Annotated in this window: 19 protein-coding genes and 2 pseudogenes; 15 read left to right on the top strand and 6 right to left on the bottom strand. The window is 60.8% G+C overall.

Features of this window, described 5'->3' with window-relative positions; all coding sequences use genetic code 11:
- Positions 1 to 36 precede the first annotated feature (36 nt).
- From MUU54_RS18750 to MUU54_RS18730, 5 genes are all read left to right on the top strand, one after another.
- Positions 37 to 1,050 (top strand): carbohydrate ABC transporter permease, encoded by a 1,014-nt coding sequence (locus MUU54_RS18750; protein ID WP_247245534.1) that lies wholly within the window; start codon positions 37 to 39, stop codon positions 1,048 to 1,050.
- A 1-nt stretch (position 1,051) separates the two neighbouring features.
- On the top strand, positions 1,052 to 2,215 hold the full coding sequence (locus MUU54_RS18745) for a carbohydrate ABC transporter permease (RefSeq protein ID WP_247245533.1): 1,164 nt from the start codon (positions 1,052 to 1,054) through the stop codon (positions 2,213 to 2,215).
- A gap of 26 nt (positions 2,216 to 2,241) precedes the next feature.
- Positions 2,242 to 3,897: a beta-galactosidase BglA gene (bglA, locus tag MUU54_RS18740; RefSeq protein ID WP_247245532.1), complete on the top strand. Its 1,656-nt coding sequence runs from the start codon at positions 2,242 to 2,244 to the stop codon at positions 3,895 to 3,897.
- 21 nt (positions 3,898 to 3,918) lie between these two features.
- A complete protein-coding gene (locus tag MUU54_RS18735; RefSeq protein ID WP_247245531.1) occupies positions 3,919 to 5,007 on the top strand; it encodes an ABC transporter ATP-binding protein in 1,089 nt (362 codons plus the stop codon).
- A 176-nt stretch (positions 5,008 to 5,183) separates the two neighbouring features.
- Positions 5,184 to 5,540, top strand: a complete 357-nt coding sequence (locus MUU54_RS18730; RefSeq protein ID WP_247245594.1) for a hypothetical protein — start codon at positions 5,184 to 5,186, stop codon at positions 5,538 to 5,540.
- 205 nt (positions 5,541 to 5,745) lie between these two features.
- Here the strand turns inward: MUU54_RS18730 and edd are convergent, their stop codons facing one another.
- The 5 genes from edd to MUU54_RS18705 form a co-directional block, all read right to left on the bottom strand.
- Positions 5,746 to 7,563: a phosphogluconate dehydratase gene (edd, locus tag MUU54_RS18725; RefSeq protein ID WP_247245530.1), complete on the bottom strand. Its 1,818-nt coding sequence runs from the start codon at positions 7,561 to 7,563 to the stop codon at positions 5,746 to 5,748.
- An 81-nt stretch (positions 7,564 to 7,644) separates the two neighbouring features.
- A complete protein-coding gene (pgl, locus tag MUU54_RS18720) occupies positions 7,645 to 8,346 on the bottom strand; it encodes a 6-phosphogluconolactonase (protein ID WP_247245529.1) in 702 nt (233 codons plus the stop codon).
- A 1-nt stretch (position 8,347) separates the two neighbouring features.
- Positions 8,348 to 9,820 (bottom strand): glucose-6-phosphate dehydrogenase, encoded by a 1,473-nt coding sequence (gene zwf, locus MUU54_RS18715; protein ID WP_247245528.1) that lies wholly within the window; start codon positions 9,818 to 9,820, stop codon positions 8,348 to 8,350.
- 89 nt (positions 9,821 to 9,909) lie between these two features.
- Positions 9,910 to 11,199 carry an NAD(P)/FAD-dependent oxidoreductase gene (locus MUU54_RS18710; protein WP_247245527.1) on the bottom strand — a complete coding sequence of 430 codons (1,290 nt, stop codon included), beginning with the start codon at positions 11,197 to 11,199 and terminating at the stop codon, positions 9,910 to 9,912.
- Positions 11,200 to 11,208: 9 nt separating this feature from the next.
- Positions 11,209 to 12,657, bottom strand: a complete 1,449-nt coding sequence (locus MUU54_RS18705) for a glutamine synthetase family protein (protein ID WP_247245526.1) — start codon at positions 12,655 to 12,657, stop codon at positions 11,209 to 11,211.
- 175 nt (positions 12,658 to 12,832) lie between these two features.
- Between MUU54_RS18705 and MUU54_RS18700 the strand changes: the two genes are divergently transcribed.
- The 9 genes and pseudogenes from MUU54_RS18700 (at position 12,833) to MUU54_RS18665 (ending at position 22,012) form a co-directional block, all read left to right on the top strand.
- Entirely contained in the window at positions 12,833 to 13,969 is a 1,137-nt protein-coding gene (locus tag MUU54_RS18700) for a BaiN/RdsA family NAD(P)/FAD-dependent oxidoreductase (RefSeq protein ID WP_247245593.1), read from the top strand.
- A 453-nt stretch (positions 13,970 to 14,422) separates the two neighbouring features.
- Positions 14,423 to 16,267 (top strand): methyl-accepting chemotaxis protein, encoded by a 1,845-nt coding sequence (locus MUU54_RS18695; RefSeq protein WP_247245525.1) that lies wholly within the window; start codon positions 14,423 to 14,425, stop codon positions 16,265 to 16,267.
- 322 nt (positions 16,268 to 16,589) lie between these two features.
- Positions 16,590 to 16,763: a helix-turn-helix domain-containing protein gene (locus tag MUU54_RS18690; protein WP_247245524.1), complete on the top strand. Its 174-nt coding sequence runs from the start codon at positions 16,590 to 16,592 to the stop codon at positions 16,761 to 16,763.
- 196 nt (positions 16,764 to 16,959) lie between these two features.
- Positions 16,960 to 17,283: pseudogene (locus MUU54_RS25075) on the top strand (ImmA/IrrE family metallo-endopeptidase); the annotation flags it as partial.
- Positions 17,272 to 17,823 (top strand): annotated as a pseudogene (locus tag MUU54_RS25070) (short-chain fatty acyl-CoA regulator family protein). The pseudogenes MUU54_RS25075 and MUU54_RS25070, both read left to right, overlap by 12 nt.
- 114 nt (positions 17,824 to 17,937) lie before the next feature.
- Complete coding sequence (locus MUU54_RS18680) at positions 17,938 to 19,035, top strand: polyamine ABC transporter substrate-binding protein (protein WP_247245523.1); 1,098 nt, start codon at positions 17,938 to 17,940, stop codon at positions 19,033 to 19,035.
- 75 nt (positions 19,036 to 19,110) lie between these two features.
- Positions 19,111 to 20,268, top strand: coding sequence for an ABC transporter ATP-binding protein (locus MUU54_RS18675; RefSeq protein ID WP_247245522.1), 1,158 nt, complete (start codon positions 19,111 to 19,113; stop codon positions 20,266 to 20,268).
- A gap of 13 nt (positions 20,269 to 20,281) precedes the next feature.
- Positions 20,282 to 21,190, top strand: a complete 909-nt coding sequence (locus tag MUU54_RS18670) for an ABC transporter permease subunit (RefSeq protein ID WP_247245521.1) — start codon at positions 20,282 to 20,284, stop codon at positions 21,188 to 21,190.
- Between the two features lie 3 nt (positions 21,191 to 21,193).
- The gene (locus MUU54_RS18665; RefSeq protein WP_247245520.1) at positions 21,194 to 22,012 is read left to right on the top strand and encodes an ABC transporter permease; all 819 of its coding nucleotides are present in this window, start codon (positions 21,194 to 21,196) and stop codon (positions 22,010 to 22,012) included.
- Positions 22,013 to 22,071: 59 nt separating this feature from the next.
- Here the strand turns inward: MUU54_RS18665 and MUU54_RS18660 are convergent, their stop codons facing one another.
- The gene (locus MUU54_RS18660) at positions 22,072 to 23,895 is read right to left on the bottom strand and encodes an AsmA family protein (protein WP_247245519.1); all 1,824 of its coding nucleotides are present in this window, start codon (positions 23,893 to 23,895) and stop codon (positions 22,072 to 22,074) included.
- Between the two features lie 158 nt (positions 23,896 to 24,053).
- Between MUU54_RS18660 and MUU54_RS18655 the strand changes: the two genes are divergently transcribed.
- Positions 24,054 to 26,006 (top strand): acetoacetate--CoA ligase, encoded by a 1,953-nt coding sequence (locus MUU54_RS18655; protein WP_247245518.1) that lies wholly within the window; start codon positions 24,054 to 24,056, stop codon positions 26,004 to 26,006.
- Positions 26,007 to 26,011: the final 5 nt, after the last annotated feature.

Genomic DNA, 26,011 nt, shown 5'->3' with positions numbered 1-26,011 from the left:
ACAAAAAACACGGCGCTCCGGCGGGGGAGGTAGAGTATGGTGTCGCAGATCATATCGGCCGTCGGAGTGATGGTCGTCGGCGTTTTCGTCTGCGCTCTCTACTATTGGCTTTCTGACAAGATCCTGCAGGTGATCTTTCCCACACCATCCGGGGACATCCAGCGGGCCTCCCGCAATCTCAATCGTCGCGCAGTCGTTCGCCCGTGGCTCTTCCTTGGACCCGCATTGCTCCTGCTCGGGGTCTATCTCGTCTATCCGGTGATCGCGACCTTCATCCTGTCCTTCTATGACCGGACCGGTTCGGTGTTCGTCGGGTTGTCGAACTACCGCTGGGCGCTGCAGGACGCGGGCTTCCGTCAGTCGATCTTCAATAATTTCCTCTGGCTCCTCGTCGTGCCGGCCGCCTGCACCTTCCTTGGGCTGGTGATTGCCGTCCTGACGGACAGAATCTGGTGGGGAAGCATCGCCAAGAGCCTGGTCTTCATGCCGATGGCGATCTCCTTCGTTGGCGCCTCGGTTATCTGGAAGTTCATCTACGAGTACCGCGGGGCGGGCGAAACCCAGATCGGTCTCCTGAACGCTATCGTCACCTTCTTCGGCGGAGATCCCGAGGTCTGGATCGCGATGCCCTTCTGGAACAACTTCTTCCTGATGGTGATCCTGATCTGGATCCAGACCGGGTTCGCAATGGTCATCCTGTCGGCGGCCCTGCGCGGCATTCCGGAGGAGACGATCGAGGCTGCCGTGATCGATGGGGCCAATGGCTGGCAGATCTTCTGGAAGATCATGGTCCCGCAGATCTGGGGAACGATCGCCGTTGTCTGGACGACCATCACCATCCTGGTGCTCAAGGTGTTCGACATCGTGCTGACCATGACCAACGGCCAGTGGGACACCATGGTGCTTGCCAACCTGATGTTCGACTGGATGTTCCGCGGCGGCGGCGACAGTGGCCGAAGCGCCGTCATCGCGCTGGTCATCATGGCAGCGGTGACGCCGATAATGATCTGGAACATCCGCCAGGCGAACCGCGAAACGGGAGGGCACTGAGATGACGGCACTTGCAACGCGCATCCGGCGCGTCGGCCTTCCCCGCCTTCTCGTGCATCTTTCGGTGCTCCTCATCGTGATCATTTGGCTCGTCCCGACGCTCGGCATCTTCGTGACCTCCATCCGCGATCGCGACCAGATCACCACCTCCGGCTGGTGGACCGCTTTCAGCAGTTCCTCGCAGACCTCTGCCGCAAGGCTGGGCGATCCCTCCGAACAGCGGCAGGAGGGCGATGAATATGTCATTACCGGCAATGTCTTCGAAGAGGGAGCCGGGGGGACGGTGCGAGCCTTCGGCGTGCGGGTCCAGGAGCCGGCAGCATTCGAGGCCGGGGAGGACGCCGATATCGGGGACGGCGAGACGCTGATGGTCAACGCAGACGGTTCCTACGTTCATTCGAAGAACACGCCGTTCGAGGGCAGCCGCGGCCAGCGGGTCTATCTGAGCGTCGCCACCCCGCCGGAGTTCACGCTGGAAAACTATGAGCGGGTGATCGACGCGGAAGGCATCGGCCAGTCCTTCATCAATTCGCTGACGGTCACCATCCCAGCCACAATCATACCGATCTTGATCGCTGCATTCGCAGCCTATGCGCTCTCCTGGATGGATTTTCCAGGGCGAGCGATCCTGATCGCAACAGTGATCGGGCTCATTGTCGTGCCGCTGCAGATGTCACTTATCCCACTTCTTCGGCTCTACAACGAGGTAAGCTCGATCTTCGGCGTTCCATCGAAGACCTATGCTGGGATCTGGCTTGCGCACACGGCCTTCGGCATGCCGCTCGCCATCTATCTGCTGCGCAATTATATCGCCGGTCTTCCCAAGGAAATCATCGAGTCTGCCCGGGTAGACGGCGCAAGTGACTTCGAGATCTTCATGAAGATCGTCCTGCCGCTTTCGTTCCCGGCGCTGGCGTCTTTCGCCATCTTCCAGTTCCTCTGGGTCTGGAACGACCTGTTGATCGCAATCGTCTTCCTCGGCACCGGGCGCGGGCAGCTGGTCCTGACCGGGAGTCTGAACGCGCTGTTGGGCTCGCGTGGCGGCAACTGGGAGATCCTGACAGCCTCTGCTTTCATCACCATCATCGTTCCGCTTCTGGTGTTTTTCGGTCTTCAGCGATATCTGGTGCGCGGCCTTCTGGCGGGCTCCGTCAAGGGCGGCTGACACACCATTCGCTTACAGGACTTTAGATGACGATCGTTTCAGCAAGCCCCGCAGTGCCGGACAAGGACTGGTGGCGCGGCGCCGTTATTTATCAGATTTATCCACGCTCCTTCCAGGACTCCAACGGCGACGGCATCGGTGACCTGAAAGGCATCACCGCAAGGCTGCCGCATATCTCCGCGCTGGGCGCGGATGCGGTCTGGATTTCCCCCTTCTTCCCGTCACCGATGAAGGACTTCGGCTACGACGTTTCGAACTACACCGAAGTCGACCCGATGTTCGGGACTCTGTCGGATTTCGATGCTCTCATCCATGAGGCACACCGGCTCGGTCTGAAGGTGATGATCGACCTCGTGATGTCGCACAGCTCGGATCAACATGCCTGGTTCATCGAAAGCCGGTCGAGCCGCGTCAATCCGAAGGCCGACTGGTACGTCTGGTCGGATGCCAAGCCGGATGGAACGCCGCCCAATAACTGGCTGTCGATCTTCGGCGGGTCCGCCTGGCATTGGGACCCGACGCGCATGCAGTATTACATGCACAACTTCCTGACCTCGCAGCCGGATCTCAACCTCCACAATGCGGAGGTCCAGGATGCGCTCCTGGAGATGACACGCTTCTGGCTGAAGCGCGGCGTCGACGGCTTCCGTCTGGACACCATCAACTTCTATTTCCACGACCGCGACCTGAGAGACAACCCCGCGCTCGATCCATCGCGCCGCAATGCGTCGACCGCACCGGCGGTCAATCCCTATAACTTCCAGGAACACGTCTACGACAAGAACCGCCCGGAAAACATCGACTTCCTGAAGCGCTTCCGTGCGGTTCTGGACGAGTTTCCCTCCATTGCCGCGGTGGGCGAAGTGGGCGACAGCCAGCGCGGGCTGGAGATCGTCGGCGAGTACACGTCCGGCGGCGATAAGATGCACATGTGCTACGCCTTCGAGTTCCTGGCGCCGGACGCACTCACGCCCTCGCGCGTCGCTGAGGTTCAGGACGGCTTCTCGGGAGCCGCACCGGAAGGCTGGGCCTGCTGGGCGTTCTCAAACCACGACGTCGTCCGCCATGCCAGCCGCTGGGGCTCGGAGGTTCTGGATCGCGAGGCCTATGTGAAGATGTTGTCCGCCGTTCTGATGACGCAGCGGGGTTCGGTCTGCATCTATCAGGGTGAGGAACTGGGGCTGACAGAAGCGGACATCGCTTATGCGGATCTGCAGGACCCCTACGGTATTCAGTTCTGGCCGGAATTTAAGGGCCGCGACGGTTGCCGCACGCCCATGGTCTGGGATGCTCAGGCGCTGCAGGCCGGATTTTCGACCTCTGAAAAGACCTGGCTGCCTATCCCGGTCGAGCATCAGCTGCGGGCGGTGAGTGCGCAGTATGGTGATCCGGAATCGGTGCTGGAGCAGTACCGGAGGTTTCTTGCCTTCCGGAAGCAGCATCCAGCCTTGGTGAAGGGCGAGGTTCGGTTCCTGGAGTCCGAGGGGCCGCTCCTGCAGTATGAACGCATCTTCGGGGATGAAGCTGTGTTGTGTGCGTTCAACATGAGCGCAGAGCCGCTGTCGGTCGAGCCGCCGCCGGGTGATTGGGAGATGCTTGACGGCCACGGCTTTGAGAGCACTGTGGAAGGCAACCAGATCAATCTGCCGGTCTGGGGGGCGTATTTCGCCCGTCGAGCCTGAAAGAGAAAAGGGGAGGGAAGCATGACAGGCGTCGTTCTGAAGGACATCCGCAAGGCCTATGGTCAGGTGAAGGTCATCCACGGCATCGATCTGGACATCAAGCAGGGCGAATTCGTCGTCTTCGTCGGTCCTTCCGGCTGCGGCAAGTCTACCCTATTGCGCATGATCGCCGGGCTCGAGACCATCACCGGTGGTGAGATGTTCATTGACGAGGCGCTCGTCAACGAGGTGCCGCCGTCCAAGCGCGGCATCGCCATGGTCTTCCAGTCGTATGCGCTCTATCCACACATGACGGTCTACGACAACATGGCCTTCGGCATGCGGATCGCCAACGAAAGCAAATCGGAGATCGATCGCCGGGTTCGCTCGGCGGCCGACATCCTGCAGCTGACGCCTTATCTAGACCGCCTACCCAAGGCACTGTCCGGCGGCCAGCGCCAGCGCGTGGCAATCGGACGGGCCATCTGCCGTGATCCCAAGGTCTTCCTGTTCGATGAGCCGCTTTCTAACCTTGATGCCGCCCTGCGCGTGGCGACCCGCATCGAGATCGCCAAGCTGAAGGAGTCGATGCCGGACACGACGATGATTTATGTGACGCACGACCAGGTGGAGGCGATGACGCTTGCCGACCGGATCGTCGTCCTGTCCGCCGGCAGGATCGAACAGGTGGGCGCGCCGCTGGAACTTTACGAGCGGCCGCACAACCTCTTCGTCGCGCGCTTCATCGGTTCGCCCGCCATGAACATCATCTCGGCAACAGTCAAGGAAACCGGCGACACAACCACCATCGCGTTACCAGACGGCAAACCCGTTCGGGTGCCGGTGGCCACTGCCGCTTCGGAGGCCGGGAAGGCTGCAAGCTTCGGCGTACGGCCGGAAGACCTGAGCGTCGCGGCGGATGGCGATCACCTCTTCGAAGGCAAGATCGCCATTGTTGAGGCGCTGGGGGAAGTGACCCTTCTTTACCTTGAGGAAGTGGGCGGCCAGGAGACGATCGTGGCAAAAATGCCCGGGATCTTTCAGGCGAAGAAAGGCGATGCGGTCCGCCTGACGGCAGCGCCAGAGAAGCTGCATCTCTTTGACGCTGAAGGGAAAACCTATCGACGCTGAGGTGTTTACCCGCCGTTAGCTACAAATATGTGAGACGATGACATGTTCCTCGTCTCGCCACCGCCCAAACACGCTCTGTTAAGCTTAGCTTTGTAGCCTCTCAGCACTCGAGAAGGAGAAAGCACGTGGGCGTCCAGCGCGGCAGCAACCATTTTCTGAACAAGGAAGAGTCGTTCATGTACGACCGCGAAACCCGGTTTCGCATGGAAGACACGATGAACGCCGCGCGTATCGAGTACACTGAAAAGGGGGTCATGAACATGGCCTCCCGTCGATGCGACGTGTTGCGCATCTCAATGAGTGGCGCAGTCCTTGGCCTTCTCACCCAATATAAGCTTCCCGAGCAGTTCTATCTTGAGATCCCCGACGCTCGTATTGCAAAGGTTGGCTGCCTGCTGATGAAGACCTTTGCCAACAACACGATCGAAGTGCGATTCCTGAAGCTGCTGACGCAGAAGGAGCTGGATCGCATCTTCGTGTTCAGCACCCACCCGGCGCACCGCGACAAGGTGCTCGACATCCGGAGCTGGTAGGCAACCGCTTCCCAATCCCAAAGATAAGGCGGCCGGAGCCGCCTTCAGCTTGATGACAAACCCCCGCCCCACCTTCTCAAGGACCAAGATTCGGAACGTCTCTGAATCGAAAAGAGAACGGATCGGAGTCGAAGTAGCGCCAGCAACGGCAAAGAGGACTTTGTCAGCAGTCTGAAGGCGGCCGGAGCCGCCTTCATTGCTTTTGTCAGGCGAAGACGCTTGCGCCTTGGTCCGCCGGACCAGCCGTCCGCCGGAAGACGGAGAACAGTTCGCGGCCCATCCCCAAATCGTTATGCGTCAGGTCGATGTTCACCGGTGCCCTTGCGGCGAATTCCGCAGTATCAGCGAGCACCTCGATCGTTCCCTGCACCGCATCAAGACGGATGATGTCGCCATCCTTGATCTTGGCGATCGGGCCGCCGTCCGAAGCTTCTGGCGTGACATGAATTGCCGCAGGAACCTTGCCTGATGCGCCCGACATCCGCCCGTCGGTCAGCAGCGCGACCTTGTAGCCGCGGTCCTGCAGAACCCCGAGCGGCGGCGTGAGGCGGTGCAGCTCCGGCATACCGTTCGCCTTCGGACCCTGGAAACGCACGACCGCGACGAAGTCCTTGTTGAGATCCCCGCGCTTGAAGGCGTCCTGCAGTTCCTGCTGATCATGGAAGATAATGGCCGGCGCTTCGATCACATGCCGCTCCGCCTTGACCGCCGAGATCTTGATGACGCCCTTGCCGATATTGCCGGTCAGCATCTTGAGGCCGCCGGTAGGCTGGAAGGGGTTCTCGATCTTGGCCAGAACCTTCGGGTCGCCGCTTTCTTCAGGCACCGGTTCGCGAACGACGACCCCGTTGTCATCGAGCTTCGCTTCAACCGTATAGGCTTCAAGGCCGTGGCCAAAGACCGTCCGGACGTCGTCGTGCAACAGCCCAGTCTTCAGCAGCTGCTTGATGAGGAAGCCCATGCCGCCGGCGGCATGGAAGTGGTTCACGTCGGCAAGGCCGTTCGGGTAGACACGGGCAAGCAGCGGCACCACGTCCGAGAGCTCGGAAATGTCCTGCCAGGTCAAATGGATCCCGGCGGCCCGCGCCATCGCAACCAGATGCAGCGTGTGATTGGTCGACCCGCCGGTGGCATGGAGGCCGACGACGCCGTTCACGATGGACCGTTCATCGATCATCTCTCCCGCGGGCGTGAACTCGTTGCCGAGTGCGGTGATCGCCAGGGCTCGCTTGGCCGCTTCCTTGGTCAGCGCATCGCGCAAGGGCGTACCCGGGTTGACGAAAGAGGCGCCGGGCAGGTGGAAGCCCATGATCTCCATCAGCATCTGGTTTGAATTGGCGGTGCCGTAGAAGGTGCAGGTGCCAGGGCCGTGATAGGACTTGGATTCCGCCTCCAGAAGCTCTGCACGCCCAACCTTGCCCTCGGCATAGAGCTGGCGGATGCGCGACTTCTCGTCGTTCGGGAGCCCCGAGGTCATGGGGCCCGCCGGAATGAAGACGGCAGGCAGGTGGCCGAAGGTGAGGGCGGCGATCACGAGGCCCGGCACGATCTTGTCACAGATGCCGAGGAAGACCGCCGCATCGAACATATTGTGCGAAAGGCCGATGCCGGCGGCCATCGCGATCGCGTCGCGTGAAAACAGCGAAAGCTCCATTCCCGGCTGCCCCTGAGTGACGCCATCACACATCGCCGGCACACCGCCGGCCACCTGCGCGACGCCGCCCACTTCTCGGGCCGCCTCTCGGATCATCGGCGGGAACGTCTCGTAGGGCTGATGGGCCGAAAGCATGTCATTGTAGGCTGTGATGATGCCGAGATTGGGCACCACGTCTCCGGCAAGGTCAGCCTTGTCAGGGGGGGAACAGGCGGCAAAGCCGTGCGCGAGATTACCGCAGGAGAGGACGGCCCGGTGCGGACCGCGCGAAATGGCTCCCTGCAGGCGGCCGAGATAGCCTTCTCGGTGGGGTTTGGAGCGCTCGACGATACGCGCCGTGATCGCTTCAATGCTGGAATGAGCAGCCATGGCCATGTCCTCCGGTTCGGGAGCATGCCGATGGGAGCGGCAGATGCCGTCGGCAGCTCCGGATGATGCTTCAGGAGGGCCTCACGGGGCCCAGTATATCTCCACCGGTGAAGCGGCCCGGTTGAGTACGGCGCGGATCGGCATCTCGGTTTCATCCGTGCCGTCCTGCGCCTTTTTCAGAACGTCTTTCTTCGCCTCGCCCTCGATGTGGAGCACCAGCAGGCGCGCATCGCTGAGACTGGAGAAGGAGAATGTCAGGCGAGGTTCGTCGGCGCCCTCGGCTTCCATCGACATCACGCATCGGGGGCCGTTTGCATCAAGCGCCTTCGCCAGATGATCGCCGTGGGGGAAGAAGGAGGCAGTATGCCCGTCGCCACCCATGCCGAGGATCACGACATCAAAGGGGTTGCCGATCTCCGCCGCTTCCCGCGTGGCGATCGAAGCCGCCTCGTCGGCATTTGGACACTGATGGAAGAGCGGAATGAACTGGGCGTCAGCTGCCTTGTTCTGCAGCAGGTGGTCGCGTACGAGCGCGTGGTTGGAGCGTGGGTTGTCGACCGGCACGAACCGCTCATCAACAAGCGTCACCGTCACCTTCTGCCAGTCAACGTCCCGTGCAGAGAGCGCCTGGAAGAACTTCTTCGGCGTCGATCCGCCAGACACGGCGATACTCGCCTTTCCATTGGCCTCGATGGCGGATGACAGCCGATGAGCCACCTGGGCAGCCAGCTTGTCCGCGAGCGTTGGGCCGTCCGCAAATTCGTGCAGCGATAGCTCTGTCATCTCAGCTTTCATGCCACGTCCGTCCGTCACGCTCGATCAGGGCAATTGCCTGGCTTGGTCCCCACGTTCCCGCGGTATAACCCTGCGGTGCCTGCCCGGTTGCCTCCCAGCCGGAGAGAATTGGGTCAATCCACTGCCATGCCGCTTCCACTTCGTCACGGCGCATGAAAAGCGTCTGGTTCGAGCGGATCGTGTCCGTCAGCAGCCGCTCATAGGCATCGGGATGGCGCACCGAAAACGCCTCGGCAAAGCTCATGTCGAGCGAGACGTTGCGCAGGCGCATCCCGCCGGGACCGGGGTCCTTGATCATCAGCGACTGTTTCACACCCTCGTCCGGCTGCAGGCGGATGATCAGCTGGTTGGCGGTAATCCGGCCCGCCGCGCCGTCGAAGATGCTGTGCGGGATCGGCTTGAACGTGATGACGATCTCGGAGACGCGGTTCGCCAACCTTTTTCCGGTCCGGATGTAGAAGGGGACACCCGCCCAGCGCCAGTTGCCGATCTCGGCCTTGATCGCGACGAAGGTTTCGGTGTTGGAGACGCCGCCCTCCAGCTCCTCCAGGTAACCTTTGACCGGCCCCCCCGAGGACGCGCCGGCGCGATATTGTCCACGCACCGTCAGCTGCTCGACATTGGACTCATTGATCGGCTTCAGGGCGTGCAGCACCTTAAGCTTTTCATCGCGTACCGCTTCGGCACTGAGCGAAGAGGGGACTTCCATCGCGACGAGGCAGAGCAGCTGGAGAATGTGGTTCTGCACCATGTCACGCAGTGCGCCAGCCGTGTCATAATAGCCCGCCCGACCTTCAAGGCCGACAGCCTCGGCCACAGTGATCTGTACGTGATCGATGTGCTGGGCGTTCCAAAGCGGCTCATAAAGAGCGTTGGCAAAGCGCAACGCCATCAGGTTCTGCACCGTCTCCTTGCCGAGATAGTGATCAATGCGGAAGATCTGTTCTTCTGGGAAAACCTTGCCGATCGTGTCGTTCAGTTGCAGCGCGGAGGCGAGATCGCGACCGATCGGCTTTTCAACTACGATGCGGGTCTGCTTGGTGATCAGCTTGTGGTCCCGGATCTTTTCTGAGATGGCGCCGAAGATCGAAGGAGCCACGGCGAGATAGAAAGCCCGCACGCGATCCTTGCCTTCGTCCAGGAGCTTCTTGAGCTGGTCCCACCCCTGATCGCTCTTTGCATCGACCGGAACGTAGAAGAGCCGCTTGCTGAACTTGTCGACTTCCGCCTCGTCGTACTCGCCGGGCTTCAGATGCTTCTTCAGCGCTTCGCGCGCAAAGGTGCAGTATTCTTCGTTAGAAAGCGGGCTGCGCGAGGCACCGATGATACGGGTGGGCTCGATGAATTGACCCTCGATCTGCCGGTGGTAGAGGGCCGGAAGCAGCTTGCGTTCGGCAAGGTCGCCTGAGCCGCCAAAGACGACGCAATCAAAGGGATCGACCGGGATGATCTGGCTGCTCATAGGACTGCTCTTTCCTTCGTCTGGAATCTGGCTGTGATAATCTAATCGATTTAAAATTTCCATCCCTGCGCGGGCTTTTTGATGCGGCATTACAGCCTATCTCGCAATGCGAACCAGGTGAGCGCGAGAAACAGCAGAGGGTTGCGAAAACGGCGTCCACCGGGGAAGCTGGGGACGTCCAGCTCTTCAACAGCGTCGAGCCAGTTCGCGCCACCGGTGATCCTGTCTGCGTAAAGCTTGCCGCAGAAATTCGACAGCATAACGCCGTGTCCGGAGTAACCGCCGATTGCTGTCACGCTCGGCATCACCTCGCGGACGAACGGTTGCCGGGGCATCGTGATCCCGACATTGCCGCCCCAGGCATGGGTGATGCGGATGTTCTTCAGCGCAGGATAGGTTTCCACAATCTGCTTGCGAATGAATTCTGCCGTATCTTGCGGGTTCTTCGACGAGTAGACCTCGCGGCCGCCAAAGAGCAGGCGGTTGTCCTTCGTCTTGCGGAAATAGCGAACGACGAAGCGGGAATCCGCAACCGCTTCCCCACCGGGCAGCACTGCAGGGTGATCGTCTAACGGCTCGGTGGCGGCGATGAAGGATCCAATCGGCATCACATGCGCCGCCGTTATCGGTTCTAGGTTCTCGATATAGGCGTTTGTAGCGAGCAGCACGCGCTCGGCAGATACGCTGCCTTGTGGCGTGGTCAGCAGCGTTTTGCCACCCTCCCGCTGCATCCGCGTTACCTTGGTCATCTCGTAAATGTCTGCACCGGCGACAGCGGCGGCCCGTGCGAGCCCAATGAGCAGCTTCAGCGGGTGAATATGACCCGTGCCGGTATCGCGAACGCCGCAATGGTAGTGGTCGGACCCCAGGCGTTCGGCCGTTTCCTTCCGATCCATGTAGGAGAGGTGCGGGTAACCGTAACGTTCGGCAGCGATCTCTGCATTCGCCCGGTACTCCCTTTCGTGCCCGGGCTTGTGGGCAACGTTCATCTGACCCGGCATGTAATCCATGTCGATGCCGTGCTCGGCCGCGAATTTCAGCAGGTAGCGTTTTGCACCCTCGGCCATGTCGAATAGCACCTTCGACCGTTCAAAGCCGATCTGCGTTTCGAGATCCTCAGGCCAGGCGCGCTGGCCGGTGCCGAACTGACCACCGTTGCGTCCCGAGGCCCCATCGCCAAGGCGATGCGCCTCAAGTAGAGCCACCGACACCCCGCGCTGCGCCAGGTTGACCGCCGCCTGCAGCCCGGTAAACCCGCCGCCGACAATCGCAACGTCGACGGAGCGGGAGCCATCAAGGGCCGGATAGGTCGGCCGGTCTTCAACACTTGCTTGATACCAGGATACGCCCGGCGCAATTGGGCTCTGCCACAGGGTCATGCCGCCACCTCATACATTGAGAAGCAGGAACTCGCGCTCCCAGGGGCTGATGACCTGCATGAAGGTCTCGAATTCGCCGCGCTTTACGCCGGCATAGAGGCCAATGAACTCTTCACCGAACACCTCCGCCAGAGCCGGCTCGCCTTCCAGCTCGGAAACGGCTTCGAGGAGGCCGCGCGGCAAATCGATCGTCCCTTCATTTGCCGTATGCTCGGTCGGCGGTTCCGGCTCGATCCCCTTCATGATCCCCAGCAATCCGCACCCAAGGGAGGCCGCAAGCGCGAGGTAAGGGTTGGCGTCGGAGCTTGGCAGCCGGTTTTCCACCCGGCGCGCTGCGGCATCTGAAACAGGCACCCGGAACGCGGTCGTGCGATTGTCATAGCCCCAGGCGTTGTTGACAGGAGCTGCCATGTCCGGGGTGAGGCGGCGATAGGAATTGACGTAGGGCGCCATCATCACGAGCGCTCGCGGCACATAGTGCTGCATCCCGCCGATGAACTGGAAGAACTCCTTGGAGGGGCTGCCGTCCTCATCGGAAAAGATGTTGCGCCCCGTCTCGATATCGACGACGGACTGGTGGATGTGCATGGCGGAGCCAGCCTGTCCCTGCATCGGCTTTGCCATGAAGGTCGCGTAGATTCCATGCTTCAGTGCCGCCTCGCGGATCGTCCGCTTGAACATGAAGACCTGGTCCGCAAGCTCCACCGGATCGCCGTGGCGCAGGTTGATCTCGAGCTGCGCCGGTCCTTCCTCGTGAATGAGGGTATCGATCTCCAAGCCCTGCTTCTCGGAGAAGTGGTAGATGTCGTCGATCAGTTCGTCGAACTCGTTGATCCCGGCAATCGAGTAGCCCTGGCCGCCGAGGATTGCGCGACCGGAGCGCCCTTTTGGCGGGTGCAGCGGGTAGTCCGGGTCGTCATTCTTGGCGACGAGGTAGAACTCAATTTCCGGCGCGACCACCGGTCGCCAGCCGCGATCGCGGTAGAGCTCGACGACGTTCTTGAGAACGGCCCGTGGCGTGTAAGGCACGCGCTCGCCGCTGGTGCCGACGACGTCGCAGATCACCTGTGCCGTGGGGTCCGTCTCCCACGGCACCACCGAAATGGTGGAGAGGTCAGGGACCAGCTTGAGGTCACTATCGCGGGGCTCGTAGCGGAAACTTGCCGTCTCGTCCGGATATTCACCAGAGATCGTGTGCCGATAAAGCGCCGAGGGAAGAGCAAGCGAGGTATTCGAGGTAAACTTGGAGGATGGCATCATCTTGCCACGTGGCACTCCGGCCAGATCCGGCGTGATGCATTCGATGTCCTCGATGCCCCGTGTGCGCAGCCAAAGCGCTGCTTCCCGCCAGTCCGACACGCCTCTCAGCGAGGTCAGCGGTGGCTGGACAGGCGCAGTGCCGGTCGACTTCAGCACGCTGCTCTGGGTCGAAGTGGAGGCGGTTTCTTTACGGGGCATGATTCACCGTGAGCGTTGATCCGAGCGCCATCATAACCAGAGATCGACGATTGGCGAGAGGGGCGGGCCATTGACTTTGGCATGAAGATCGAAAACAGCAGCCACCGCGAGATGATGGAGCCTAGGCTTGGTAAGGACATTCGATGCGATAATTCTGGGTGCGGGCGCTGCTGGCATGATGTGCGCCATTCGCGCGGGAAATCGCGGCAAGAAGGTCCTGTTGCTCGACCATGCAACGGCGCCGGGAGAGAAGATTCGCATTTCCGGCGGTGGGCGGTGCAACTTCACCAACCTCCATACGTCTCCCTCAAACTACCTGTCGTCGAACCCGCACTTCGCCAAGTCGGCACTGGCGCGTTACACGCCACAGCATTTCCTTGATCTCGTCGAGCGACATGGCATCACGTGGCACGAGAAGACCCTGGGACAGCTCTTCTGCGACAACAGCGCCAAGGACATCATCCGCATGCTGCTCCTCGAGATGCAGGCAGCCGGAGTTGTCATGGAGTTGCAGCAGGAGATTGCCAGCATTGAGCATGGAGACGGCACCTATCGTCTTCGGATGGGTGCCGGCGGGCTGGTCCAGGCGCCGGCATTGGTGGTGGCGACGGGGGGCAAGTCGATCCCCAAGATGGGCGCCACCGGTTTCGCTTATCGTATCGCGGAGCAGTTTTGCGTAGGGCTCGTGGAGACGCGCCCGGGCCTTGTCCCGCTGACCTTGGATCCGCTTCTGCTGGAGCGGCTTGCGCCTTTGTCCGGCATCAGTGTTCCGGCCGAGGTGCGGCACGGAAAGACGAGCTTCCGGGAAGCACTTCTCTTCACGCACCGCGGGCTGAGCGGGCCTGCAATTCTCCAGATTTCCTCCTATTGGCGGGAGGGTGATGCGGTCGAGGTGAAGATTGAGCCGAGTCTCGATGTTCTTCCGCTGTTGAAGGCTGCCCGGAACCATAACGGAAGACAGGCGCCGCAGACCGTACTGGCAGAGGTGCTTCCGAAACGGCTGGCGCAGTTTTTAGCAGAGACCGCAGGCGTCACCGCCCAGCTTGCGGACCTGTCGGACAAGACGCTCGACAAGCTTCGCCACGCCATCCAGTCTTGGTCGCTCACGCCAGCAGGCTCCGAAGGATATCGGACGGCGGAAGTGACGATCGGTGGGGTCGATACCAAAGAACTTGACTCGCGGACGATGGCAGTAAAACGAGTTCCCGGCCTCCATTTCATCGGCGAATGTGTCGACGTCACCGGGTGGCTGGGGGGATACAATTTCCAATGGGCCTGGGCGTCCGGACATGTTTGCGGGGATGCTTTGTGATAGCGGCCGATTCAGCTGTTGTTAAGGGAGGATGAGCGATCCTGCCTTATTGCCAGCCAAGTCTTATGTTGAGTGGCTGGCATGCGCCCGCCGCGATGTCGTCGGGAGCGAACCGACTGACCTTGGGGATACTCATGCAGAAGACCCGCCGTGCTCAAGCCGTTGCCATCGCTCAGGCCCAGGAAAGGGCGCAGACGGTGCGCGTCCGCCTCTTTGTCGTTAGCGTTTGTGCAATCGCGGCTCTTCTCTCACTCCCCGCCGTATTCTAAGCTCCTCCTGTCATTTAGATTTTCAGGCGTTTCCTGCGTCCGCGGTAAGGGTGGCGCTGTGAAGCGAGCTTCGAGCTCTCCTTGCCGATTGCAGCAATCTGCAAAATAGACCGACGTCCGGTTCAGTAAAATTTTACGTGTCTGCGCGACACTGCCGCGATTCTACTTGGGGGCTATTTAGATCATGTCGCGTTTGCTTCCTTCCTCTGTTGTCACACGCATCCTTCTTCTTTGTCTCGGGCTGATTGGCGCCTCTGTCGTCGCAGTGGGAGGGCTGGCGTACCGCCACATCCACAATGACGTCATGCAGACAGCAGTCATCGATGCGCAGAAGGCGCTGAGGGTGATGGGGCTGCTTTACGAGGTTCAGTCCCCTGGATCGAAGGTGACGCTGACCGACGAGATGGTGACCGCAATCCGCTCGGGCGAGGGCGGCACCGAGGATCACGCTCTTGTCGACCGCACCGCAGCTTCCATTGGCGGGGTCGCGACGGTCTTCCAGAAGCAAGGTGCGGAACTCGTGCGCATCTCCACCAACGTGAAGAAGGAGAATGGCGACCGGGCCACCGGCACCAAGCTTGCCCCCGATCACCCGGCCCAGCCACTGCTGGCACGCGGAGAAGCCTATTTCGGTCCAGCCGTTCTCTTCGGCAAGGACTTCATGACCGGCTACTTTCCGACGAAGAATGGAAGCGGCGCCGTGGACGGCATCCTCTTCATCGGCATTCCGATGGCGGTCTACTTCGACCACATCGCATCCTCCGGAAACGTCATCATAAGCAGCTCGCTGCTGGCTCTCCTCTTTGTCGGCGTCATCGGCTTCGTCGCAATCCGCAGCCAGATCCGGCCGCTCAAGGTGCTGACCACGACGGTCGAAGCAATCGCCGGCGGCGATACTGCCTCGGATGTCCCTTATCGCAACCACAAGAACGAGTTCGGTAACATCGCCCGTGCGCTGGAACGTTTCCGCGACAACGACCGGGAGAAACAGGCGATCGAAGACCGCGGCGCCAAGGAACGGGCCGAAGCTGAAGCAGAGCGGCAGCGCAGCGATGTCGAAAAGCAGCAGATGGACGATCAGATCGAGCACGCTGTAAGTGCGCTTGGAGCCGCACTCGCTAGGCTGTCACAGGGCGACCTTTCGGTCACCATCGAACGGAGCTTTTCCGGCCGGCTCGAGCAGCTGCGGGTGGACTTCAACGGGTCGATCCAACGGTTGAGCGACACACTCACGCAGATCCGTAACGGTACGCTGGCGATCCAGCACAGCAGCGCCGAGTTGAGCGAGGCATCCGCCGACCTGTCGAAGCGGACCGAAAGCCAGGCCGCCTCGCTGGAAGAAACGGCTGCGGCCGTCGAGGAGATCACCGCAACCGTGAAGTCTTCCGCCGCACGTGCCAAGGAAGCCAATGCCGCAGTCGCCGCCACCAAGCGAAGCGCCGACGATTCCGGCACCGTAGTCAACAATGCCGTCGACGCGATGGGACGCATCGAGGATGCGTCCAAGAAGATCGAGCTGATCATCGAGGTCATCGACGACATCGCCTTCCAGACGAACCTCCTCGCTCTCAATGCCGGGATCGAGGCAGCCCGCGCCGGCGAAGCTGGTAAGGGCTTCGCGGTTGTGGCACAGGAGGTGCGTGAGCTTGCGCAACGCTCTGCCGATGCCGCCCAGCAGATCAAGGCACTGATTCACCAGTCGACGCATGAAGTCAGCACCGGGTCGGGCCTCGTCCAGGAGGCCGGACGGGTTCTCGCCGCCATCAGCGAGCAGATCACCGCGATCAGCCAGAATGTCGAAACGATCGCGACCGCGAGCCAGGATCAGTCCGCCGCCCTCCAGGAAATCAACGGTGCCGTTAACCGCATGGATCAGATGACGCAGCAGAACGGTGCAATGGTCGGCGAAACCAGCGAGTCCAGTCGCCGGCTGGCAAGCGAAGCGCAAGGGCTGATGCAACTGGTCGAGCAGTTCCGCACGGATACGACAACTCAACCATCGAGGCGGCTTTCCTACAAAGCCGCCTAGTATCGGAGCAGGCGAGGGGGACGGCGGTCGCTGAGGCGCTGCCGCCCTTCCTCCTACTCACCGGAAGCGCCACACGCATCCGCCTGACAAGCAGTGACACAACATCGTCCAGATCCGCGGCATCGGACTGGCGAACTTCTGATAGAAGCGATCGTCGGCCCTTGGAGACGCCTCCCAAGGCGCAGTTCTTCCTGCCTGCCGTCGCCACGACGGCTGCAACCAACTCGTACATGATGATCTCCATCTGTGAAAACAGATCCTCATAATAAGCCTCAGCCACGGACTTCCTTTAGAACCTGGAACGCAATATTGTTTTTCAGGAATGAAGAACATCCCGTGGGACACGTACCAACTGTTTCTTCAGGTCGCACGTTGCGGCGGGCTGTCTGGTGCCGCCGCAGTCACGGAGCTCAGCCCCGCAACGATTGGCCGCCGGATGGTGGAGCTCGAGGCGCTCGTCGGCCGCTCGCTCTTCCTGCGAAGCCGCACCGGATAGCGTCTGACAGCCGACGGAAGGGATCTGCTGAGTCAGGTTCACGAAATGGAGGGAGCGGCACGGCGGATTGATGGGTGGCAGAACGAGGCTGCAGGCGCCACACGGGTGAAGATCTCCTGTGGGACCTGGCTAGCATGGTGGGTCACGAGGAACTTCTCGGTCCTGAGGAACAGAGCACGACCCTTTTCGCATTGAGATGCACATCGGGGAGCAAACATGGGATTTCCGTGCGCACGCTGCCGGTGCACGCGATGCCCAATCTGACAGACGCTATGACCGGCACACGATGCGGCTCTTCCTGTCGGAGCGGATGTCTCCCTTCGACCGGACGCGGGAGCTTCCGATGGAAGTTGCGCTCCTCGCGCTGGGAAAAGAAATCTCTGCGGAGCTTGACGCGCTTTCACTTTCGACGGGCGAGTCCCGGCGGATAGTGCGCCTTGAGCTTGCGCGTTACGCTACGCACGCGCTGATGATGCCTTACGGCGACTTCCTGGCAGCCGCGCAACTGGTGCGCTACGACATCGATGTCCTGAGGTCGCGTTTCAACGTGTCCTTCGAACAGGCAACCAGTCGATTGACTACCCTGGCCCGGCCAGGAGCTGCCGGCCTGCCCTGGTTCGTTCATGTTCGAGCTCGACCATGCAGGCAACGCCATTCGCAGGGCGGGCGCGCAAGGATATCCGAAGGCGCCTTCGGAGGGCAGTGTCCGAAGCTCGGCATCCATTCCGCTTTCGCCCAGCCGGGCCAGGTTCTGGCAGAAGCGGTGGAGATGCCGGATGGAAACACGTTCCTCACGGTTTCGCGGACTGTCGAGGCGCCGCAGGCAGCCTTCGAGGAGAGGCTGAGGCGGATCGCCATCCTTCTCGGCTGAGAGGTGACGGTGGCGGCGGACACGGTTTACAGCCCGGCTGCCGCGGCGGCCTCGGCACGCGTGCTGGCGGGGCCGGCCTGTCGTCTCTGCGAGCGGCAGGGATGTCTGGCACGCGCGGAACCGCCGCTGACCCGCCCCCTCGGGCTTGACAAGATGGTGGCAGGCCTGAGCGCGTTCGACTTCCAGTGAAGGGCTTGATACGCCCCAGATTTTTGCTTGTGGTGCCCGCTTTTCCTTCTTAGTCTCTCGTCCAGGGAACAGAGGCACCGCATCGTGCCGAAAGGAACTGGAACAGGAGAGACCATGAAGAACCATTTGCTCCGCCTACCCGCACTCGCTGTCGGCGTCCTGCTCGCTGCGACCGCCGCCACGGCCCAGGAACGTGTGGTCCATGTTTACAACTGGTCGGACTATATCGACGAATCCATCCTGGAAGACTTCACCAAGGAAACCGGCATCAAGGTCGTCTACGACGTCTTCGATTCCAACGAAATCGTCGAAACAAAGCTGCTTGCCGGTGGTTCCGGCTATGATGTCGTGGTTCCAACCGCGCCCTTCCTAGCGCGCCAGATCCAGGCGGGAGTGTTCCAGAAGCTCGACAAGTCAAAGCTGCCGAACCTTTCCAACATGTGGCCGGAGATTACCGAGCGGCTCGCGAAGTACGATCTCGGCAACGAATATGCCGTCAACTACATGTGGGGCACCACCGGCCTCGGCTACAACGTGGACAAGGTGAAGGCAGCGCTTGGCGACGTGCCTGTCGACAGCTGGGACGTCCTGTTCAAGCCGGAGAACGCCGAGAAGCTCGCATCCTGCGGCATCAACATCCTCGACGCTTCTGACGAGACCTTTGCCATCGGGATGAACTATATGGGTAAGGATCCGGACAGCAAGGAAACCGCGGATCTGGAAGCCGGCGCCGAGGTCTACATGAACATTCGGCCGCACGTGAAGAGCTTCAATTCGTCCGCCTACATCGACGAACTTGCCAATGGCGACACCTGCATTTCCATGGGCTGGTCCGGCGATGTGCTGCAAGCGAAGGCGCGCGCGGAAGAGGCGGGCAATGGGGTGAACGTCGAGTACGTCATCCCGAAGGAAGGCACGTACATGTGGTTCGACAACCTGGCAATCCCGGCTGACGCCAAGAATGTCGACGAGGCGCATGAATTCATCAACTACCTGATGAAGCCGGAGGTGATCGCCAAGGCGTCGAACTACGTCCAGTACGCCAACGGCAATCTCGCTTCTCAGGAGTTCCTGGATAAGGAAGTGCTGGAAAATCCAGCCGTATATCCTCCGAAGGAAACCGTCTCCAAGCTCTTCACCATCTCTCCCTATGGGCCGCGCGAGCAGCGTGTGCTGAACCGCCTCTGGACGCAGATCAAGACCGGTACCTGAGCAGTCTAGGAGGGGCAGGGTGATCCTGCCCCTTTGTTCTTGTCGCGGTGATAGAAAGCTCAATTTGGGGGCGGCATGGCCAAATCTCTGGGACCCGTAAAGCGCAAGTTCGAACCTTGGAACGATCCCAACGCACAACCCTTCATCCGCTTTGAAAACATCACCAAGAAGTACGGCGACTTTACCGCCGTCAGCAATCTCAGCCTCGACATTTACGAACGCGAGTTCTTTTCCCTGCTCGGCCCCTCCGGCTGTGGCAAAACGACCTTGATGCGCATGCTGGCAGGCTTCGAGGATCCGACCAAGGGCCGGATATTGCTCCAGGGAAACGATATCTCCGGAGTGCCTCCCTATCGGCGGCCGACGAACATGATGTTCCAGAGCTATGCGCTCTTTCCGCACATGACGGTGGAGAAGAACATCGCCTTCGGCCTTGAACAGGACAGGCTTTCAAAGGGGGAGATAGAGGCGCGCGTCCAGGAAATGCTGAAGCTGGTGAAACTCGAAGAGTTCGCCAAGCGCAAGCCCGGACAGCTCTCCGGCGGCCAGCGTCAGCGTGTGGCGCTTGCGCGTTCGCTGGCCAAGCGCCCGAAGGTCCTTCTTCTCGACGAGCCGCTCGGCGCTCTCGACCGGAAACTACGTGAGGAGACGCAATTCGAGTTGATGGATATCCAGCACACGCTCGGCCTCACTTTCCTGATCGTTACCCACGACCAGGAGGAGGCGATGACGGTTTCCGATCGCATTGCCGTGATGGACAAGGGCGTCATTGTCCAGGTCGACACACCCGCCGAGATCTATGAGGCACCGAACAGCCGCTACGTCGCGGATTTCATCGGTGACATCAACATCATGGAGGGAACCGTCGTCTCGCCCGCAGTCGACCAGGGATCTCAAGCTGTCGTAACGTTGGATTGCAACGGGTTGGCCGTGGCGGTCGAGCAGGAGTGCGCAGCCATCCCTGGCGACCGCGTAGCATTCGCCATCCGCCCGGAAAAGGTACGTATCAGCCCGGATCAGCCGGCCGATGCGTCTGCGAACGCAGCCCAGGGCGAAGTCTGGGACATCGGCTATCTTGGCGACTTCTCCATTTTCCTCGTCAGCCTTTCCGACGGCAGGATCGTTCGCGCGGCGCAGGCGAACGTGTCACGCCTGGTCGATCGGCCGATCACCTTCGGCGACATGGTTTGGCTGACCTGGCCGAAGGATGCCGGTCTGGTGCTGACCCGGTAAAGGAGAGGCGGCAATGGCAGAGATATCGACGACGTCCAATTCCGGGCCTGCGCGCTGGCTGGTTGTGGCAGTGCCCTACATCTGGCTCCTGCTGTTCTTCGCTGCACCTTTCCTGATCATCCTGAAGATCTCGCTGTCGGACACGGCAATCGCCATGCCCCCTTATACGCCGGTCTTAGACGGACTCGGGTCGGTTGGTGACTTCGTGTCTCAACTCGACCTGGAGAACTACCTCTTCCTGGCCGAAGACCCGCTCTATATCCAGTCCTACCTGTCTTCGCTGCAGATGGCCTTTATCTCCACCCTTCTCCTGCTGCTGATCGGGTACCCGATGGCGCTTGCGATGGCACGTGCGCCCTCACGGTGGCGGCCGACGCTGGTGATGCTCGTCATCCTGCCGTTCTGGACGTCGTTCCTGATCCGCGTCTATGCCTGGATCGGCATCCTGAAGCCGGAAGGACTGCTGACAGTCTTCCTACAGACGATCGGTCTGATGGGCCCCGACGAGCAGGTGCAGATCTACCGCACCGACATCGCCGTCTTCATCGGCATCGTCTATTCCTACCTGCCGTTCATGGTGCTGCCGCTGTATTCGGCCCTCGAGAAGATGGACGCGACCCTGCTGGAGGCGGCAAATGATCTCGGTTGCCCTCCGATGAAGGCCTTCTGGAAGATCACCTTCCCGCTGTCCACGCCGGGAGTGATCGCGGGCTCGCTGATCTGCTTCATCCCCATCACCGGCGAATTCGTCATACCGGATCTCTTGGGTGGCCCGGATACGCTCATGATCGGCAAAACGCTCTGGACGGAGTTCTTCGGCAACCGGGACTGGCCACTCGCCTCAGCCGTGGCCGTACTGCTCCTCCTGGTGCTTGTCGTCCCAATCATGATCTTTCAGAACCAGCAGCAGAAGGCAGGGTAAGCGATGAAATCGGCACGCTTCGATCCGATCGTCCTCACCTTGGGCTTTGCCTTTCTCTACATCCCGATCATCATTTTGGTGATCTACTCCTTCAATGCCTCCCGGCTGGTCACTGTCTGGGGCGGCTTTTCCCTCCAGTGGTATGCGGCCATGTGGTCGAACGAGGGGCTGATGGACGCCGCTTGGGTCACGGCCCGCGTCGGTGTCCTGAGTGCCAGCATCGGAACCGTCTTTGGCACCATGGCTGCGCTTGCGCTGGTGCGTTATAGCCGCTTCCCCGGCCGGACGATTTTCTCGGGCATGATCTACGCACCGCTCGTCATGCCCGAAGTGATCACCGGGCTTTCGCTGCTCCTCCTCTTCGTGGCCGTCAACGTCGATCGGGGCTTCTGGACCGTAACGATCGCCCACACCACCTTCACCATGTGCTATGTGGCGATCGTTGTGCAGTCGAGATTGCTGACGTTCGATCGCAGTCTGGAGGAGGCGGCCCTCGACCTTGGATGCCCGCCGGTGAAGACATTCTTCAAGATCACGTTGCCGTTGATCTTGCCGGCTGTTCTGGCGGGCTGGATGCTGGCATTTACCCTGTCGCTCGATGATCTCGTCATCGCGAGCTTCACCACCGGTCCTGGCGCGACAACCCTGCCAATCAAGATCTATTCGCAGGTCCGCCTCGGCGTGACGCCGGAGATCAACGCGATCTGCACGATCTTGATCGGGCTTGTGACGGTAAGCGTCGTAGTCGCCTCGATTGCGTCTAAGCGAGCAGAGCTTCGCAGGATACGCGATGAGCATGTTGCACTTCGCGGAACTGTGTAGGATGAGGGACAGGCTTCTCCTTGATAGGAAGGATTGGTTCACCGCCCTTACGCTTGGCTTTAGGGGACCTTGATGGCTATCGGGTCGGGCCAGATCCCTCCGATAAAGATCTCCTCCGGAGTTGCGTTGAGTTCAGGTTGAAGAAGACGGGCGGACAAGGCAAGGCCTCCGTCACGATAGGAGACGATGCCGGAAAGCTCGACGCTGATGCCGTCACTGAGCACACTCGCGCTCTGTATCTTTGCGAGCCCCCGTTCCAAGAGCGTATCCAATTCCAGCGTCGAATAGTCGAAGTCTTCGCCGCCGGGGTTCCTCAAGGGCGAATAATTCCTGGTGCCGATCCGATCTAGGATGACCTGAGGGCTCACATCCTGCAGGACACCGGGACCACTGATGACGCGAAGATCGCCGCGGCCGAACACGAGAGATTCCCAAGAGGGGCGACCATCGAAGTTCACAGTCGCTTCGACGGATCCCGTTGCTTGTGGCAGCGGTCCCTGAAGGTTCAGGCTTCGCCAGATCTCGCCGAGCTCAGCGTTGCGGATGCTGAGGCGAGCGGTGCCTCCAGTGCTGAGATTTCCGTCAGATCCTACGAGTTGACCGGTCAACCGGCCGCCGGCAACGGTGCCGTCAAGGATATCGATACGCGCCTCGTCGGTGCGGCTCATGATGCTGATCGCGACGTCGCTCAGGTTCAGCGGCCCAGCCGTAACCTCCTCTCCCGAGACACGCAGATCGAGATCGAGAAGAGGGGCAATAGCATCACCAACATCTCCTGGCGGATCTGCGGCAACGGTTTCGGCAGCCGGCAGGAGATCGAACCGCTGCAAGGCAACGGTTCCCGTGAGGCGAGGGGACCCTGTGTCCGGTATGGAAAGGTCCACAACGCCGCTTCCTGAAGAACCGTTCAGCGACAACTGCATCTGATTGAAGCGCACCGTTCCTTCTGCCGTCAGCAGATCGGCAGTCAGATCAACCTGATGGATGGCTGACAGTCCGGACGTGGAGAGGCCTGCCCATTCGCCAAGTGTTGGAACATCCGGCGCGGAAAGTTCAAGCCTCCCTGAGACGAAGCCGAATTCCGCCGAGTTCGCCGATCCGGAAAAGCGGGCGCTGACTAAAGCGGATGTAACGCTTCCTTCCAAGGGTGCCGTGCTGCCCGCCAGCAATAGCAGCGGTTCAGGCGACGAAAACCCGAGCTCCACCGCCTGTCCCGCTACTTGTGCCGTCAGTTGCGCCCTCGCGGGATCCGAAAGACGCGGCCATCGGATGTTCCCGTTGATCCGTGTCACTCGCCAGGTTTTCCCGGTCGAAAGATCCTCGACCTCAATCCGCCCGTTTTCAATCGCGATGTCGCCTACCCGAACGTCCAGGTTGGGATCCGGAGGTCCGCCCGAGGCGGCGACGCTGCGGATCGCGGCACTCAGCTGACCGTCATTGGTCCATTCCAGCCGTCCGTCCCTGTCCCTGATGACGAAGATCTCCGGATTGATAAGGCGGAAATCCTCAAACCTGGCCCGGCCCCGGAGTGCTTGGTAGAGGCTGAACTCTGCCGATAGCCTCGCTGTGCGTGACAGGAGCCTGACGCCGTCCTCCGATGGTTTGCTGACGGTGATGCCCTCGACCTGAATTCGCGGTTGCGGCCAGAATGAGATGGTGGTGTTGCCTTCGATCGTCACGTCGTGGCCGGTCCACTGCGCGATAGCACGCTCTATTCCACCGCGCACGATCGCGGTCTGGATCAGAAAGGGAGCAGCAAGGCGGAACAGAACCGACAGCAGGACAAGGATCGCGATGGCCCACATCAATGCGCGTGTAATCCCCTGCGCGCGTGGCGAGGTCGGACGAAACAGGCCGGCGATGCGTCTACGTGCGGCGCTCATGATGTCAAAGCTAGCCTTGTTGTGCGGAAGGAATAGCACAGGAACCCGCGATTATAGGAAATCCCGAGACGGTGCAAATCCGGCTGGGAGGCTCGGCCGCCTCTCTTTATCTTGCGGTGCAGCATGCTATAGAAAGAGGACTGGGTGGAGGAGATCCAATGGAAAATGCACAGCCGCTGTGGAGCCTGTCTGAGGCCGAGCAGCAGAAGACCCCGCTTTATGCCTTCATGAAGCGCTGCGCCGAGCAGCATGGCAGCCCGATAAATGGCTATGACGAATTTCATGCCTGGAGCGTTGCTCATCCTGAACAATTCTGGTCGGCACTTTGGTCCTTCTGCGATGTGCGCGGGGAAGCCGAAGGGCAGGTCCTGGTCAACGGCGATCACATGCTGGCGGCCCGCTTCTTCCCTCAGGCTAAACTGAACTTCGCAGAAAACCTGCTGTCGCGGCGGGGCCCGGAGGACGCCATCATCTTCCGTGGCGAGGACAAGGTGCGGGACCGGTGGTCCTGGGATCGTCTGGCCGAGAATGTCTCCAAACTCCAGCAGGCACTGCGGAACCTCGGAATCCAGGAAGGTGATCGCGTCGCGGCGATGATGCCAAACATTCCGGAAACGGTGGCGCTGATGCTGGCGACGGCGTCCATCGGCGCCGTCTGGTCCTCTTGCTCCCCCGACTTCGGCGAGCAGGGTGTATTGGACCGATTTGGGCAGATCGAACCAAAGCTCTTCATCGCCTGCGACGGGTACTGGTACAACGGCAAGCTGCAGGACGTTGCGGAGAAGGTGCGGAAGGTTTCGGCTGCTCTCGCTGTTCCGGTCCTGGTGGTGCCTTATGCCGGTGATGCCGATGCTCTTGCGACGTCTCTCCCCGACGGACGGACTTACCAGGCTTTCGTTTCAGGCCTTGCGGAAAAGGAAGTTGAATACTTGCGGCTGCCGTTCGCGCATCCGCTCTATATCCTCTTTTCGTCCGGCACCACCGGCGTGCCAAAGTGCATCGTCCACTCCGCCGGCGGGACGCTTCTGCAGCACCTGAAGGAGCATCGGCTCCATTGCGGCATCGGAGAAGGCGATCGGCTCTTCTATTTCACCACCTGTGGCTGGATGATGTGGAACTGGCTGGTCTCAGGCCTTGCGGTGAACGCCACCCTCTGCCTGTTCGACGGCGCTCCTTTTGCACCCGATGAAAAGGTCCTCTTCGACTACGCCGAGCAAGAGAAGTTCGCGATCTTCGGCACTTCCGCCAAGTACATCGACGCCGTGCGCAAGAGCGGCTTCGTCCCGAAAGAACGCCATGATCTTTCTAGCCTGCGGCTGATGACGTCCACCGGGTCTCCATTGTCACCGGAAGGCTTTTCCTTTGTCTACGAGGGGATCAAGAGCGACGTCCAGCTCGCATCGATCTCCGGCGGCACGGATATAGTTTCCTGTTTCGTGCTGGGGAACCCGCTGAAGCCGGTCTGGCGCGGCGAAATTCAGGGGCCCGGCCTCGGTCTCGCAATGGACGTATGGGGCGATGAAGGCAAGTCCGTGCGCTGCGAAAAGGGCGAACTGGTGTGCAAGAAGCCATTTCCGTCCATGCCGATCAAGTTCTGGAATGATCCCGACGGGCGGAAGTACAAGGCGGCCTATTTCGAGCGGTTTGAGAACGTGTGGTGCCACGGTGATCTTGCCGAATGGACCGTGCACGGCGGAATCATCATCCACGGACGGTCGGACGCGACGCTCAATCCCGGCGGCGTGCGCATCGGCACCGCGGAGATCTACAACCAGGTCGAACAGCTGCCGGAGATTGCCGAGGCTCTGTGTATTGGTCAGGACTGGGATGACGATGTCCGGGTCGTTCTGTTTGTTCGTCTCACTCCGGGACATGCCCTGGACGAGGACCTGATCAAGAAGATCAAGACCCGCATTCGCACCGGCGCCTCGCCGCGGCACGTACCGACAAAGGTCATCGCCGTTCCGGACATCCCCAGGACGAAGTCCGGCAAGATCGTCGAGCTGGCGGTCAGGGACGTGGTTCACGGGCGTCCGGTGAAGAACAAGGAGGCGCTTGCAAATCCCGAGGCGCTTGACCTTTTCGAAGGGCTAGCCGAACTGCAGCACTGATCGTA

The sequence above is a fragment of the Pseudorhizobium tarimense genome, from assembly GCF_022968135.1.
Classification (GTDB): Bacteria; Pseudomonadota; Alphaproteobacteria; order Rhizobiales; family Rhizobiaceae; genus Neorhizobium; species Neorhizobium tarimense.
This window is presented reverse-complemented; position numbering and strand designations above follow the sequence as displayed.

Excerpts from the sequence above, each read along its gene's own strand:
- MUU54_RS18750 (WP_247245534.1), top strand. The coding sequence starts at position 37 with ATGGTGTCGCAGATCATATCGGCCGTCGGAGTGATGGTCGTCGGCGTT.
- MUU54_RS18745 (WP_247245533.1), top strand. The coding sequence starts at position 1,052 with ATGACGGCACTTGCAACGCGCATCCGGCGCGTCGGCCTTCCCCGCCTT.
- bglA (WP_247245532.1), top strand. The coding sequence starts at position 2,242 with ATGACGATCGTTTCAGCAAGCCCCGCAGTGCCGGACAAGGACTGGTGG.
- MUU54_RS18735 (WP_247245531.1), top strand. The coding sequence starts at position 3,919 with ATGACAGGCGTCGTTCTGAAGGACATCCGCAAGGCCTATGGTCAGGTG.
- MUU54_RS18730 (WP_247245594.1), top strand. The coding sequence starts at position 5,184 with ATGTACGACCGCGAAACCCGGTTTCGCATGGAAGACACGATGAACGCC.
- edd (WP_247245530.1), bottom strand. The coding sequence starts at position 7,563 with ATGGCTGCTCATTCCAGCATTGAAGCGATCACGGCGCGTATCGTCGAG.
- pgl (WP_247245529.1), bottom strand. The coding sequence starts at position 8,346 with ATGACAGAGCTATCGCTGCACGAATTTGCGGACGGCCCAACGCTCGCG.
- zwf (WP_247245528.1), bottom strand. The coding sequence starts at position 9,820 with ATGAGCAGCCAGATCATCCCGGTCGATCCCTTTGATTGCGTCGTCTTT.
- MUU54_RS18710 (WP_247245527.1), bottom strand. The coding sequence starts at position 11,199 with ATGACCCTGTGGCAGAGCCCAATTGCGCCGGGCGTATCCTGGTATCAA.
- MUU54_RS18705 (WP_247245526.1), bottom strand. The coding sequence starts at position 12,657 with ATGCCCCGTAAAGAAACCGCCTCCACTTCGACCCAGAGCAGCGTGCTG.
- MUU54_RS18700 (WP_247245593.1), top strand. The coding sequence starts at position 12,833 with ATGATGTGCGCCATTCGCGCGGGAAATCGCGGCAAGAAGGTCCTGTTG.
- MUU54_RS18695 (WP_247245525.1), top strand. The coding sequence starts at position 14,423 with ATGTCGCGTTTGCTTCCTTCCTCTGTTGTCACACGCATCCTTCTTCTT.
- MUU54_RS18690 (WP_247245524.1), top strand. The coding sequence starts at position 16,590 with ATGAAGAACATCCCGTGGGACACGTACCAACTGTTTCTTCAGGTCGCA.
- MUU54_RS18680 (WP_247245523.1), top strand. The coding sequence starts at position 17,938 with ATGAAGAACCATTTGCTCCGCCTACCCGCACTCGCTGTCGGCGTCCTG.
- MUU54_RS18675 (WP_247245522.1), top strand. The coding sequence starts at position 19,111 with ATGGCCAAATCTCTGGGACCCGTAAAGCGCAAGTTCGAACCTTGGAAC.
- MUU54_RS18670 (WP_247245521.1), top strand. The coding sequence starts at position 20,282 with ATGGCAGAGATATCGACGACGTCCAATTCCGGGCCTGCGCGCTGGCTG.
- MUU54_RS18665 (WP_247245520.1), top strand. The coding sequence starts at position 21,194 with ATGAAATCGGCACGCTTCGATCCGATCGTCCTCACCTTGGGCTTTGCC.
- MUU54_RS18660 (WP_247245519.1), bottom strand. The coding sequence starts at position 23,895 with ATGAGCGCCGCACGTAGACGCATCGCCGGCCTGTTTCGTCCGACCTCG.
- MUU54_RS18655 (WP_247245518.1), top strand. The coding sequence starts at position 24,054 with ATGGAAAATGCACAGCCGCTGTGGAGCCTGTCTGAGGCCGAGCAGCAG.